We start from the raw sequence: 14,114 nt of genomic DNA, 5'->3' as shown, positions 1-14,114 counted from the left end.
CTCCTTCCCCTTGAAAGTGGTTCTATGTCGCGGGCTTAAAACCGTACGAATCTGCTAAAAATCACTATTGAAAACGCTAGCATTATTGTGTCAAAATAAGTTTGGGCGTCTTGTCATAAGCAAGACCTCTAACGAGAGAAGGGCGGAGTCCGAGCGAATGGTTTCCGCCCCCTCCTTCCCGCGACATAGATTACATTACATTTTCTAATAGATTATTTAATAGAACGTTAGGGCAATGTAATTTTTTTCTAAACTTTCGCCATTTCCATCCAATAAATGACGTGTATCCCTATTAAAGGATTTCTATATAAAAAAACCTTGACCATTGGGATTTCCCAACGTATCAAGGTTTTTGTTATTCCTCTAACTACTATTTAACTGCCGATCCCTTCCACTTTTCCGACAAGCCGGTTCGCTTTCATACTTTCCTTATTAACCATCCAAATTCCAAAGGAGACAAACAAAAGAGCAACAATGTTCTTGATTTCCATTATCGTTTCCCCCAAAAAGATGGACGAGAGGATCGCCCCAAAGATAGGAATGAGGAAGTTATAAACCGATACCGACCCGACCTTATTGTACTTCAGAAGCATATTCCATAAAGAGAACGCCAAGGAAGACAATACAGCCAAGTATATAAGGATGGATGCTGAAGCTAGTGTAAAAGAGTGTACCTCTCCCCCATAAAACATTCCTAGAAGTGTCAATGCGATTCCTCCGAGAAAAAGGCTGTAGCCTGTTACGAGTATAACCTCCATCGTTTTCGTTAATTTTTTCGCATAAATAGCTGCTACGGAGAACACCAACGCTGCGATGATGACAAATCCTTCACCAACAAAACGGAACGAAAAATCCAGCAAATTGCTGCTGAAATTAACAACCATAACTCCAATAAACCCTACTAAACATCCTAAGGCTTTGTTAGCGCTCAATTTATCATTTTTATAAATATAATGAGCTAAAATTACGCTGAAGAACGTACCCGTGGAATTCATGATAGAGCCCTTGACTCCGGTAGTGTTAGCAAGACCAATATAGAAAAATATGTACTGCAGGGTGGTTTGGGCCAAGCCCAGAACGGCCAGGCTTCCAAATTGTTTGGCGGAAAAAGAAAACACCTTTCGTCCGAATGCTCTCGCCACGATCAGCAAAATTACCCCTGCAAGAATAAAGCGGTACCCGGCAAAAACAAACTGGGAGGGTATATCGCCGGCAGAAATATTAAATAACTGATAGCCAATTTTGATCGAAGGGTACGCGCTCCCCCATAATAAACAGCATATGGATGCGATAAGCGCTACGAATTTCACGTTTGTATACAAGCTCTTTTTGTCCAAAATAAGTATTTCCTCCTTAAGTCGTATCAATGGAACTTCTGTACAAATTATAAGCCGCTCATTTACATTAGTAAAATTAATTTTTATAATATTTAACATGAAATCCATTCATGAAATGGAGGCTTGAAAATGACACTGCAGCAGTTTGAGATTTTTGTTCAAGTCGTGAAGGCCGGCAGCTTTACGAAAGCGGGAGCAATGCTGTCCCTGACCCAATCTGCTGTGAGCCACATTATATCGGCATTTGAAGCGGAGCTAGGCTTTACGCTATTGTATCGCAATCGGTCTGGAATCAGCTTAACCAATGAAGGGCAAAAAATCTACCAGCACGCGCTCGATATTCTCGGCAAGGTGGAACTCATTAAGCAAGAAGCCGCTGCGATCGCCGGAGTGGAGTCAGGAATCCTTAACATTGGCTGTTTCCCCAGTTTTGCTGCCAAAAAATTGCCCGACATCATTGTACATTTCCAAGAAAAGTATCCGAAAATCGAGCTAAAAATCTTCGAAGGCAGCTATTACGAGATTGAAGAATGGGTTTCTACAGGAGTTATTGATATTGGATTTTCTGCCATTAACCCTGGTCATCTGGATTTTATCCCCCTCTGGGAAGATGAGCTCGTTGTAATTGTACAGCAGAATCACCCATTCAGCGCAAAAGAAACCGTCTGTATCGATGAAATTAGCGAGCAGCCTTTTATCATGCCGAAGTCCGGCTGCGACGTGCTGCTAAAGCAAATTTTCAAAGAGCACAATGTACAGCCCAATATTACATTTGAATTCGAAGATACCCGCACGATTGTATCCATGGTCGATAGAGGACTTGGGATATCCATCGTACCCGAAATGGCTGTAGATCTACCCCCACCGCGGTTGAGAATCATCCGCTTACTTCCAAATTCGCCCAGAACCATTGGTGTGGTGCTCAAATCACAGCAAGCAGCATCTCCCGCAGCCGCAGCCTTCATCAGAGAAGTTGAACAGCTGGTTGAATATAACGTTTGGAGAACAACGAAATCGGGTCTAGGCGCAAGGTTACATTAATTAGGAATTTGTCGAAGAAGTTAAAGACTCAAAATATTCTACAACGACTTCACGAAACTCTCGAGCAGCTCGCGAAATGTACCGGCTTTTGTGCCATAATAAAGCGATTTCCCGTACTAATTCATGTTCTTCGACTTGAAGATAATGAATCTGTTCCCTTGAATTCATTGCTGTTTTAGGGATGAAAGCAATGCCAATTCCCGCTTCTACCAGAGCGCTTAACCTTGCAGGTTCATTTCCCTCATATACATAATTAGGCGCAAATCCAACCGATTCGCATACGGAATCCACTAGGTCTCGAGTAAGGTATCCTCTTTTTACACCGACAAACCGTTCATCCCTTAATTCAGCCAAAGATACTCTGCTTCGATCAGCCAAACGATGTCCGAATGGAACAGCTACAAGGATAGGATCGGCATACACGATTTGACATTCAATGTCATCCCCTAAAATTGGTGGCGAGGACAAACAAAGATCGACCTCTCCCCGATGCAGGAGTGTTACCATTTCCTGCGTGGTCAGCATTTGCACATGAAATTGGATGTAGGGCCGCTTCTTCCCAAACTTTCGAAGAATATCTGGCAGCGTGCTTGCGTTGGTCACCGCCAATTCAATTGTGCCATGTTCCGGGCCGGACAAATCTCGAAGCTCCTGCTTCCCCTGTTCCAATTCAAACAAAGCTCTCTCTGCACGGAAAAAAAATTTACTGCCGAATTCATTTAACCGGAGCCTCCTTCCGATTCGATCAAAAAGTGGGACCCCTAGGTCCTCTTCAAGGCGTTGAATGGTTTTGCTTAGTGACGATTGTGTAACGTGCAAACTTCGTGCTGCTTCAGTCATATGTTCCATCCGAGCCACCGTAAGGAAGTATTGCAATTGAAGAAGTTCCATTCTATCCCCCACTCATTTATTCATTCCTTCAAATCTATGAAATCATAGCACAAAATGCGTTGGAGTAAATAAACAGTTTCGATTACGATGACATCAAGACGCTGGAGGAGGGAACAAAATGGGTGGCCGCAGCAGATGGTTGTTGATTTCTATTGGATTGGGAGTACTATTAAATCCATTAAACTCTTCGATGGTTGCCGTTGCGATTCCAAGGTTGCAGCAGGCGTATCATCTCGATTTTACAGTTGTTTCTTGGATTATCTTCAGTTTTTACATTGCAAGTGCTGTCGCCCAGCCTGTCATGGGAAAAGCAAGTGATATAATCGGCCGCAAGAAAGTCTTTATCACAGGGCTCCTTGTAGTCTTCGTCGCATCAATATTTGCTCCACTCTCACCAAACTTTGGGTGGCTCGTCTTGTTTCGCATCATGCAATCCATTGGAACAAGCATGATGATATCAGTTGGGATGGCCATTGTTCGAATTCATATTACAGAGAAACAAGCTGCTGCGCTTTCCATCATGTCCAGCTTCCAATCCGGAGCAGCTGCCATTGGGCCCTTTATTGGCGGTGTCTTGATTCATTTTTGGGATTGGCCTGCTATCTTCATTGTTAATGTACCGTTTCTGGCAGCGAGTCTCCTATTTTCATGGAGGATGATTCCTAAGGATACACCTCCTAAACCCGTTGCATTAGGTATTTCCATTCGAAGTTGGATGAATTTATTTGATGTTTTAGGAATCGTGCTCTTCTCAACGAGTCTAATTGCCCTTCTCATTGGTTTACTAGCCGCAAAATCTTCCGGATATGTTTCAATTTCACATATTATTTTCTTACTAATCGGCTTCGTTGCCCTAGGTACGTTTTTACGACATGAGATAAAAACCATATCACCCTTTATTCCTTTGCGAACATTTGCCAAACATCCTGCAATTATTTGGATCATCGTCGAATTCTTGATCGTTAACGTGCTTTTTTACACTCTCTTCTTCGGGATTCCGTCTTACTTGCAGCTGGTGCTTCATATCGGCGAATTCCACACAGGAGTTCTTATGCTTACCTTAGGCTTAAGCTCGCTAATCGCATCTCCGATGGCAGGACGCTGGATCGATAAATTAGGACCTCGCCCCGCACTTCTTGTTTCTGCAATGCTGATGCTGTTTGGCTCAATATGGCTTGTTGCATTGAATCAATCTGCACCGATGATCGGTGTTTGTGTGGCATTAGCAGCATTTGGACTGAGCAACGGATTAAACAGTGTCGGTATGCAAGCTGCCTTATTCAACAATTGTCCAAAAGAAATCATTGGTGTGGCTTCTGGATTATTTAATACATCAAGAAACTTGGGAGCCATTCTTTCTTCGTTATTGATCGGTATCATCATGGGAGATAAGTTTAGTTACGGGGGACTTCAACTCCTTGGGATTATTCTCACAATCACTGCATTGTCACTGGTGTTGATGTTCTTGAGACGCAAAGAGCAAAAGCAAATTGAACTCGATCATTTGTAGATTACGAACTGCCAAGTCTTATCATCCAACTCCGTCTGCTCGTCTTACTTCTTCAACGATGGCTTTTACCCCTTGATCAATTTGCTCAGGCTGCGTCTGGGAAATGCTGATCCGCAGAAACTTCTCCCGCTCCAAATGATTCGATAGATAGAAGTCTTTACTTGACACGACACTGATCTTCCTCTCAACGAGCCGCTTTATAAGTCGCTCTATATTCACCGTTGGCTTCACTTTAAAATGTGTATAAATGCCCGAATGAATATCGGGCACTTCCATCAGCCCTGGTTCATTATACCGTTCTACCGACTCTGTTAACGCGCGCATTCGCGACGTATACAGGCTGCCTATCGTGTGCTTGTGCCGCTCGTACATGCCATTCTTGATGTATACTTCGAGTGCCGCCTGGGACAAAAGCGAGCTGTCGGGGTAAATCTTGTAAGCATGAAACGTCTTTAGCAAACGTTCCGGCAATACAATTGCGCCCAGCCTTAACCCGGGGAAGATGATCTTGGAAAAGCTCTTCACATAGATGACATGCGAACCCCCATCGTATGCGTAAATCGGGTCAAACTGGCGCTCTGTGCCAAGGTCGGCCATGTAATCGTCCTCCAAGACATACACATCGTATTTACGAGCCAGCCTTGCGATTGCCTTTCTTTCTTCCAAGCTGCAAGTAGTGCCAAGAGGATTATGATATCTAGACATCGTGTAGAAAAATTTGATTTCGCCGCTGCCGAACCTCTCTTCCAATTCCCCTAGATCAAGACCTTCCGCCGTACGAGCGATGCCATATACCGGAATGGCCTCCCTCTCCAAAAATCGCAAGTATCGATCATAACTGGGCTGTTCAATCAAGACCGCTGTTTTACCGTTGGGAAATGGCATTTTCGCCAAAATTTCCAGTGCCTGCTGCGCTCCTGAAGTAATATAAATTCGCTCCGTTTTTGCAAATACTTGATCGTTAGCCAAATGAGAAACCAGCGTGTGGCGAAAAGACTCCAGCCCTTGCGGATCTCCATAGGTAAATAGGTCGTATTTGTAGATGTCAATCGCTTTGTTTAAACAATGCTGAAAATCCAAATACGGAAACGCATCTATATCCGGCAATACCGTTGCAAAGTTGATCATCCTGCCATCTCTCTTGTCTCGCCAATCTCCCGGCTTCACGACAACGTAAAAACCGCTTTGCGGGACCGAATATATAGCATGGCGTTTCTCCAATTCCGCGTATGCCCTCGTGATCGTACTGATGCTGCACCCATAGGTTTCTGCAGCAATGCGAACGGAAGGCAGCTTTTGGCCCGAAGTGTATAGCCCCTCCCGGATCTTCTTCTCGATATCGGATAAAATCAAAAAATACTTTTTCACCCTATGCCCCTATCATTTACCCAAATTTTTAGTTTCCCTCTATTCAGTTTACTATAATGACAAAGAACTGTATCGATACAGTTTTGATAAAATGCCATTGTTCGCACTGCCATATTGTCATATCCTCAAAGCAGCGGTTGAGATGTTCGCGAACACGCTGCCGTTCTGTAGGAGAGGATGATGTAACCATGAACTCAAGAGACTTACGGCTTCCTTATTTTTTCGCCGTTCTTAACGCGGTCATTATTGGAATGTCCTTTTTGTTTGCCAAGCTCGCGCTCGAATATACCGGTCCGCTCGACACTCTGACATTCCGCTTTGCCGCTTCGTTTTTAGTCATGTCCGTACCAGTAGCGTTCGGATGGGTAAAGCTTGAATACCGCGGCAAGCCGCTGTATAAAGTGCTGCTGCTCGCAACCATGTACCCGCTTGCCTTCTTCACGCTTCAAGCGTTTGGGCTGCAGCACGCCACCTCCGCTGAGGGAGGTATTTTGTACGCCTTCACTCCGGTCGTAACAATGATCGTCGCCTCCGTATTTTTAAAAGAAGCAACGACCTTTTTACAAAAACTGTCGATCTTTCTTTCCGTGTTTGGCGTTGTCTTCATTTTTGTTATGAAGGGCAGCCGCATTGATTTGTCGAATCTGACGGGGATTTCGTTGTTATTATTGACCTGCGTCGCCTTTGCCGGATATACGGTGTTGGCGCGCTCGCTTTCCAAGCAGTTCCGCCCGGCGGAAATCACTTATCTGATGCTGGGAATCGGATTCGCCGTGTTTCTGGCTATTTCGTTCACCGTTCATGCGGCGGCCGGAACGCTCCAGCTTTTCTTCACTCCGCTCTCCAGCGGCACCTTTGTCCTATCGATCCTTTTCTTGGGTATCGGTTCCTCGCTGGTCACTGCGCTGCTGGCCAACTATATCCTGTCTAAGATGGAAGCTTCGAAAATGAGCGTTTTTACCAATCTTTCTACGATCGTCTCCATAGCGGCGGGAGCGATATTTCTCGGGGAAGAGGTTACGGTTTATCATTTGATCGGGTCGGTGATGATTATAGCGGGAGTCATTGGAACCAATCGGTTGGGGCAAAAACCTACAGCGGAGAAAATGTTAAAGGCAGAACGTGCAGATGTATGAGAGCTGCTGCAGCCACAATCTCCAATCCAATCACTCGCCTACCTTGATCTAATCTCATCAGGATTTAAATTGTGAGTGATTTTATTTCAGAAAATATATCATCGTGGAATGGTTTCTGTTATCATAGTAATAATTACAACAAACGACTGTGCGAGGTGCATCATGGAAACAAACAAGCATGACCTTAAACTTGAAGAACATTTATGCTTCTCGTTGTATGCCTGTTCTCGAGCAATCTTGCGGGTTTACCGCCCCTATCTGGACGAGCTTCAACTGACATATCCTCAGTATCTAGTTCTAGTCACGCTGTGGGATAAACAGAAAAGTACGATCAAGGAGCTTGGTGAAGCGCTGGATCTTGATACCGGCACGCTAACCCCAATGCTAAAGCGGATGGAAAGTGCCGGACTCCTTAGAAGAGAAAGGGACACCAAGGATGAACGTGTCGTGAACATCCATATCACGCCGGAAGGCATGTCTCTACAAGAAAAGGCTGCTTGTGTTCCACAATCGCTGCTGCTAGCCTCGGGTATGAAGGAAGAGGAGCTTGTCCAGCTGAATTCAGCAATATTGCATCTGCTAAGGAATGTAAACACTACGGACAAATAATCTACATGGAAAAATCCACTCCAAGATTGAAGTGCCCCAATGGTTAGATCGTGTCTAACCATTGGGGTGCAGTTCAGATTGCTGGTGTGGATTTTTTTATGGTATGAATTCTGTACCTCAAAATATTTGGAGCTGCGCCCCCCTTGGGAAGCGCAGCTCCTCATCCAAATCAGCCTTTCAAGAATTTCACCAATGCATTGTTAAATTCCTCAGCGTGCGTAGCATTGAAGCCGTGCGGTCCGCCTTTAATCACCACTAGCTGGCTGCCTGCGATCTGTTCATGCGCTCTCTGCCCGCTAATCTCAACCGGTACGATCGCATCGGCGTCACCATGAAGGATAAGCGTTGGCAGGTTGAATTTCTCCAAATCCCCGCGGAAATCCGTGTAGCTGAATGCCGAGATGCAATCGAGCGTACCTTTCGGCGACGCGAAAGCTGCAATGTCCCGGTTATATAGTCGAAACGCTTCGGAAACCAGATCGGTTCTGTCCCCCGAGGCGAAAAAGTTGGTCGTGAACGTATCCAGGAACGATAACCGGTCGGCCTTGACCCCTTCAAGGAATCCAGTGATTGTCGCATCGTCGAATCCGCCGTCCGGGTTGTCCGAGGATTTGTGCAGGAATGGAGGGATTGCGCCAGCCAGCACCGCTTTTGCCACACGATCCGTTCCATAAGTGCCGATGTAACGCGACACTTCTCCGCCCCCCATTGAAAACCCAACCAGTGTCACTTCGTGAAGGTCCAGATGCAGGATCAAGGAATGCAAATCCGCAGCGAACGTATCATAGTCGTAACCGTTCCAAGGCTGGGAAGACTGACCAAACCCGCGGCGATCATACGTGATTACACGAAAACCAGCTTCCACGAGTGCAGGCACTTGCTTTTCCCAAGACCTTCCGCTAAGCGGCCAACCGTGAATCAATACAACCGGTTTGCCTGTTCCTACATCCTCGTAATGAAGCTCGATTGCTGTTCCATTCTCATGTCCAACCGTAACCTTTGCCATTTGTACATCCCTCCATTTTTGGTTTTGCAAAATTTTATATCGCAAAAGCTTATACACCCATATTATGGGATCTAATAAATATTGTCAACAATTAAATTGTAAAAAATATATTTAGGCGATGTTCAACGTTTCACCGCGTTTCCACGATCACCAGGATGGCCATCCTCCTTACAAGAACTAAAAATATAGACCATCCTGTTCGGATGGTCTTACGTTTATGGCGTATTGATACATGAATCCGTGATCCGCCGGCTCGCAATACAGCTCCCGCCCATGGATGGCTGCAGCATGGAAGTCAAGTGCCATTTTATCGAGGGACATTCCGCATGATATGGATTGGAGGTTTCGGCCCTATTACACTGGTCAAACCTTGGACTCTTCCGTATATCTTTTAAAATTGTCCAGAATCGCTTGCCAGCCTGCCTGCTGCATTTCAATGGAATGCGTGCTTTCTGCGTCGAACGTTTCGACTACCTTCGTTTCGTCCCCTTGATTGACGAAGGTGATTTCTACCTTTCGCCCATCGCCAAGTGTGTATGAAATCTGCTCATGCATTTTCACAACGTCATACGTTCCGAAGAAATCGAATCCTACACTGCCGTCCTTCGCTTCCATCCTTGTAAGAAACTTGCCGCCGACCCGCAGATCGTTTTCCGCCTTCGGCGCGTGCCATGTGTCCGAAGCTTGATTCCACTTCATGATGTGCTGCGGCTCGGTCCAATACCTCCACACTTTTTCTATCGGTGCTTGAATGACGGACTGTACGGTTACTTTCGTTGAATTGCTTGCTCCCATTGTAAAGGACACCTCTCATATTAAATTTATTATTTTGTTTCTCACTTCTTTAGACGAAATGAGATTGCAAAATTCATCGGTGTATTTGTTCAGGAAGCCCAAATCGGGAAAATAATTTTGTGCTTATAAAATTTTGAACGTGGAATATCTTTTGGTCCTTACTTTCAATGACGTGAATCCCCCATGGCACCAAGCAGTCTTCTTCCTTGCTTGGCATATACTGCGCAAAAGCAGGATACCCACCATTCACCGTAATCGGCAAAAACCGAGATCCCTCACAATGCCAGCGTGTAAGCGTAAAGAATTTGAACAAATCGTCCTTGCCGCGCACCCACATCGCAAAAGGCGGCATGGACATACGGCCTTCCTCATGAAACAACGCTACCAGCGCATCAATATCAAATTGCTCAAAGGCTTGCACATACCGTGACAGCAGCTCATGATCAGGTTGTTCATTTACCATTTTAAATTCGTTAGAACGAAGCTTTGCTCGGTCCATCGTTTCTCTGGCTCTTTGCAGGGCGCTGTTCACCGCAGCCGGGGACATTCCTAAAGTATCTGCGATCTGTTTCGAGGTCCATTCGAAAACATCCTTCAAAATAAGAACTGCACGTTGTCGAGGAGGTAAAGTTTGTAGGATTGTAATAAAACAAAGTTGTAGCGTATCCTTGCGAATAAATAGATCCTCTGGATTTGCTGAGAAATCAGGGGCGGGCCAAATCCAAGTTGAGTCGGGCAGCGTTTCGCGGGGTTCAATGATGGATACTGCAGGGTCGGAAAAGTCAACAGGACGAGTGCGTCGTTTGGCTTGTCTGAGCTTGTCCAGGCATAGGTTTGATGCAATCCGATAAACCCACGTCTTGAATGAAGATTCCTGCCTGAACGAGTTCCAGCCTTGCCAAACACGAATAAAGGTTTCCTGAACAGCATCGTCTGCGTCATCGATGGATCCTAGCATTCGGTAGCAGAACGATGTTAACTCCGGCTTTAAGTTATCAAATAACTGGAGCTCTAATGCTGTTTCGTTCATCTGAGCCTCCTTTATGGAGAGAAACTTCTTAACCTCTATATGTTAATGATTGACTCTATTATATCAACTAACAAACATCACCTGCTATCTCTTTTTTACCATTATTTATGTTGCGGGTGAGTGAATCTTTCTATTCGGTTGGCAATAGGCAAAAGTTTATACACCGTCATTTATTTAGAAGTTTATCGCTTAATTCTGGTTCTAACTCTATCTTTGGTTCAGAATTTACCTTTTCAACTCCGATCCACCATAATACTCTAAAAACAACTGGACTTAAAACATTTATTTAGGATATATGTGTAGCTCTTCCGATAAGCCTTTCATCTGATATCTTTCGGATGACAAGCTCGGAAATAGTTAGCAGCAGCACGATGGAGGCATAGACGCCAATTGTGTAGCTTGATACGTATTCGTATCCAAATCCTTGATTGAGTAGCGCAGTAACAAGATGAATTGTCAGATTCGTATAACAGAAGACATAACTTCGGACCATCCAGTTTCGATGTTGGATAATTCTTTTCTTCTTGATGTGAATCATCGCCACTGTGGTCACGTACAGCCATATTATATTTAGTACATTAAAGCCAATGCTGGTTATTTTTCCTCCAGTGGCGTGCGGAGCTAAGTATCCGGAAGTAAGCACAACGATAAACACAGACACAACATAAATATATCCGTTGATACGGTGGAGCCTGCGTCTATTATGATAGATGCGATATGAAAAATTAAGCAGCCCAACCGCCATAGCTATGCAGGCAAAACCGATATGAACATACACTACGTTTAACCAAACCGTGAGATTCAGCCTATGCTTGACTCCCGTTTTATGGCTTAAAAATCCCTCAAATTCAAAATCAATAATATAGTTCTTTACAATGATGTAAAGGATCAATAACATACAGATTCCGACCATAAATCGGTAACATGATTCAATGTTATTCAATGGACCGTAACCTCCGGTTTCAATTCTTGACCGCATGTTGTTCTCCTGGGGTTAGCGTGAATTGGTAGGTAGTCAACTAAATGCATAGGTTAGGCTACCAATGTCTTCAAAAAAGCAGAAATATGATTCGTACTGTAATGAATATGCCGATTGTCTTCTTCAAGGTTGCTCAGCATAATTCCGCCTTCAAGCGCGACAATAAGAAAAGAGGCTATGCTGTCTTGATCGATGCTGGACTTGAATTCCCCATTCGTTATCCCCTCAGTACAGTCTCGGCGGCATATTCAAAGGCTTCCATTGCAATTTCATCTTTATTGACGAAATGTTTATAGATGCCCCCTTTCTGAAAGCCCGTAGCATTTGTGATTTCGTTGAGAGAGACACCGGCATATCCTTGCAGGTTAAAAAGCTCGGCTGATTTGCTAATGATGTGTCTGCGGGTTTGCTCGCCTTTTTTCATGTCTCCACCTCCGGATTGCATCATTCACTGAAATGGGAATGATGTTTGGCTGCTTCGATAATCTGAATCAATTTTGTATCGTTTTTTTTCTGAAGCTGGTAAGTAAAATGCTCAATCATTTTTTGATTAATCCCGAGACGCGGGTATTCTTCGATGACTTGGTGAATAAGATCTTTCGGAAAAAGATCGACCCGAAAACCTGCATCAACCATAACCCCTAAATGTACCAGTGCAATCTCAGGCTGGTTTTTTTCCGCTTCGACGGTGGCGTGCAGTTCGACCGCTTTTTGCACGATTTCCGCCTTTTCGATTGGGTAACCATGTTGAACTAAGAAATGACAAGCCGCCTCTCCGCCCTCGATTTCAAAAGTACGCTCCCTGTCTGCGAATGGTTCGGTCAAGCCTAAATCATGCATGATGGAACCGAGATACAGCAATTCCATATCAATGTTCAGATCATTCTTCTGAGCGATCATATAACCAAAAGCATATGTTCTTATCAAATGATTGAATAGGGTCTGGGTCGAAAGTTCTCGTACATAATGAGTCGCATCAACGGACAACTTGCTTTCTGGAACAATAAACAGAGAATTCATGTGTATGTAACTACTCTCCTCGTTAAATAAATAAGTATATCTATGGTAACACATAAAAGAAACCGATCGGTATCTTTTATGTTAGCACAGTTTCTGATTCGTTTTCAATAGTTGCGCCCTCTAAAGCTTCCAAAGATTTCTTAATTGCGGAATCTTGGATAGGAAGCCCCGGTCAAGATCAAACCGCGATAATGGAAAGCGGGAATGTCTCCAATATCGTCTTTTTGAATTGGAGTATTCCGCAAATTAACGTTCGCAAATACATGAAATCTGCATGCCTGTGATATTGAACAATTCTACCGGTTCCTTGCGACCTATGTCGCCTGATTCAGTAACGATAAATTCAGTGTTGGCGAGCACGCTACGAGCAGTGTGGATTATTCCCAAAATGCTGAAAAAGTTCTGAATGACAGCTGCCCTCTTAAGCCGATAACATTCAAGTCCACCGTGTAGTCCCTAACGCCGAAAAAACGCAAAAAAAGAGAGCTAGCTTGATGAAAGGCCAGTTCTCTTGAACAAATACGTTATTCCTATGCTAGGATGTCAGATTGCACTCTTCTGGTGGCCGAGGGAATGGGCAGGGTTGCTTGGTGATCCAGGCAATTACAACGGCAATCCTAGACCGATCCTTCACAAGAGTGAAATTATTCAACTGCAAGGTGACAGCTGTCGTCTTATACATCCATGGTGGAAGTATAGTATAATGTTCACAATCATATATTGGAGGTAATTTAGTATGGAATTACCATTTATCGTTTATTTTTTTGGATTTTTTCTACTATTCTTATTTCGTACTTTTCTCTTATTAATCATTGATACATTTTTCGGAAAAACCATTGTTTGGAATCATTATTTCGATAAACAAATAATGGTAATTGCCATAATTTTCTCATTATCATTAAGCATTATTATAAAACTTTTTAATTGAAAAAAGGTCATTTAGGATAAAACCTAGACGACCTTTTTCAATTTGCAACTTGTTCAATCTCCGAAAACTGAATGAGTAACCGTTCCATGTACTCCACTAGATTGAAAAGTATCAGGTGCTGATAGACTCCAATAAGATTGTCCCCTATAATAAACGGTTCCCTGCAAACCTACATCACTATAAGTAGCATAAATATCATATTTAAAATAATCACTGCCTATTCCTTATAAACCACCAGTAGCAATTCCTCCAAAGTAACCTTTTGCTAAACCCTTACCTGCGCTCAGTAACGGGTCAGGCTTTGAAATTCTTGGACCAAGCACTCCCGTCTCGGAATAGCTTTTTGCTGCCGCCGCCTTTTGTGCTTTATAATTTTTATTATCAGTCCTCAATTTGCTATTACCTAGTTTATTCATTAAAATATTGTCTTGCCCAATCTCGGTTTTCGGAGGTATTTCCTTCTA

General features: G+C 43.9%; 15 protein-coding genes. 4 read left to right on the top strand and 11 right to left on the bottom strand.

Annotation, left to right across the window (positions count from 1 at the left end; translation table 11 throughout):
• Positions 1-374 precede the first annotated feature (374 nt).
• The gene (locus GQS10_RS19525) at positions 375-1,337 is read right to left on the bottom strand and encodes a DMT family transporter (RefSeq protein ID WP_166245390.1); all 963 of its coding nucleotides are present in this window, start codon (positions 1,335-1,337) and stop codon (positions 375-377) included.
• A gap of 129 nt (positions 1,338-1,466) precedes the next feature.
• Between GQS10_RS19525 and GQS10_RS19520 the strand changes: the two genes are divergently transcribed.
• The gene (locus GQS10_RS19520; protein WP_166245388.1) at positions 1,467-2,378 is read left to right on the top strand and encodes a LysR family transcriptional regulator; all 912 of its coding nucleotides are present in this window, start codon (positions 1,467-1,469) and stop codon (positions 2,376-2,378) included.
• Here GQS10_RS19520 and GQS10_RS19515 read toward each other — a convergent pair whose 3' ends face one another.
• Positions 2,379-3,269, bottom strand: a complete 891-nt coding sequence (locus tag GQS10_RS19515; RefSeq protein WP_166245386.1) for a LysR family transcriptional regulator — start codon at positions 3,267-3,269, stop codon at positions 2,379-2,381.
• A gap of 118 nt (positions 3,270-3,387) precedes the next feature.
• On the opposite strand from GQS10_RS19515, the gene GQS10_RS19510 reads away from it, so the two are divergent.
• A complete protein-coding gene (locus GQS10_RS19510) occupies positions 3,388-4,779 on the top strand; it encodes an MFS transporter (RefSeq protein WP_166245384.1) in 1,392 nt (463 codons plus the stop codon).
• 21 nt (positions 4,780-4,800) lie between these two features.
• Here GQS10_RS19510 and GQS10_RS19505 read toward each other — a convergent pair whose 3' ends face one another.
• Complete coding sequence (locus GQS10_RS19505; RefSeq protein ID WP_166245382.1) at positions 4,801-6,147, bottom strand: aminotransferase class I/II-fold pyridoxal phosphate-dependent enzyme; 1,347 nt, start codon at positions 6,145-6,147, stop codon at positions 4,801-4,803.
• A gap of 188 nt (positions 6,148-6,335) precedes the next feature.
• On the opposite strand from GQS10_RS19505, the gene GQS10_RS19500 reads away from it, so the two are divergent.
• Positions 6,336-7,283, top strand: coding sequence for a DMT family transporter (locus GQS10_RS19500; RefSeq protein WP_166245380.1), 948 nt, complete (start codon positions 6,336-6,338; stop codon positions 7,281-7,283).
• Between the two features lie 162 nt (positions 7,284-7,445).
• Positions 7,446-7,892 (top strand): MarR family winged helix-turn-helix transcriptional regulator, encoded by a 447-nt coding sequence (locus tag GQS10_RS19495; RefSeq protein ID WP_166245378.1) that lies wholly within the window; start codon positions 7,446-7,448, stop codon positions 7,890-7,892.
• A 169-nt stretch (positions 7,893-8,061) separates the two neighbouring features.
• Here the strand turns inward: GQS10_RS19495 and GQS10_RS19490 are convergent, their stop codons facing one another.
• From GQS10_RS19490 to GQS10_RS19460, 8 genes are all read right to left on the bottom strand, one after another.
• Positions 8,062-8,898 (bottom strand): alpha/beta fold hydrolase, encoded by an 837-nt coding sequence (locus GQS10_RS19490; protein ID WP_166245376.1) that lies wholly within the window; start codon positions 8,896-8,898, stop codon positions 8,062-8,064.
• A 363-nt stretch (positions 8,899-9,261) separates the two neighbouring features.
• The gene (locus GQS10_RS19485; protein ID WP_166245374.1) at positions 9,262-9,693 is read right to left on the bottom strand and encodes an SRPBCC family protein; all 432 of its coding nucleotides are present in this window, start codon (positions 9,691-9,693) and stop codon (positions 9,262-9,264) included.
• A 73-nt stretch (positions 9,694-9,766) separates the two neighbouring features.
• Positions 9,767-10,738, bottom strand: coding sequence for a sigma-70 family RNA polymerase sigma factor (locus GQS10_RS19480; RefSeq protein ID WP_341805102.1), 972 nt, complete (start codon positions 10,736-10,738; stop codon positions 9,767-9,769).
• Between the two features lie 271 nt (positions 10,739-11,009).
• Positions 11,010-11,702, bottom strand: coding sequence for a DUF2306 domain-containing protein (locus tag GQS10_RS19475; RefSeq protein ID WP_243735282.1), 693 nt, complete (start codon positions 11,700-11,702; stop codon positions 11,010-11,012).
• A 53-nt stretch (positions 11,703-11,755) separates the two neighbouring features.
• Entirely contained in the window at positions 11,756-11,881 is a 126-nt protein-coding gene (locus GQS10_RS23830; protein ID WP_424991812.1) for a hypothetical protein, read from the bottom strand.
• Positions 11,882-11,919: 38 nt separating this feature from the next.
• Complete coding sequence (locus GQS10_RS23825) at positions 11,920-12,126, bottom strand: TetR family transcriptional regulator (RefSeq protein ID WP_424991811.1); 207 nt, start codon at positions 12,124-12,126, stop codon at positions 11,920-11,922.
• Between the two features lie 20 nt (positions 12,127-12,146).
• Complete coding sequence (locus GQS10_RS19465; RefSeq protein ID WP_166245370.1) at positions 12,147-12,722, bottom strand: HD domain-containing protein; 576 nt, start codon at positions 12,720-12,722, stop codon at positions 12,147-12,149.
• A 1,152-nt stretch (positions 12,723-13,874) separates the two neighbouring features.
• Positions 13,875-14,066 carry a hypothetical protein gene (locus GQS10_RS19460; protein ID WP_166245368.1) on the bottom strand — a complete coding sequence of 64 codons (192 nt, stop codon included), beginning with the start codon at positions 14,064-14,066 and terminating at the stop codon, positions 13,875-13,877.
• Between the last annotated feature and the right edge of the window lie 48 nt (positions 14,067-14,114).

Origin of the sequence: Paenibacillus turpanensis (assembly GCF_011421635.1) — a bacterium.
Taxonomy (GTDB): Bacteria; Bacillota; Bacilli; order Paenibacillales; family YIM-B00363; genus Paenibacillus_AK; species Paenibacillus_AK turpanensis.
The sequence above is the reverse complement of the archived record's forward strand: the minus strand, read 5'-3'. Positions and strand labels throughout refer to the sequence as shown.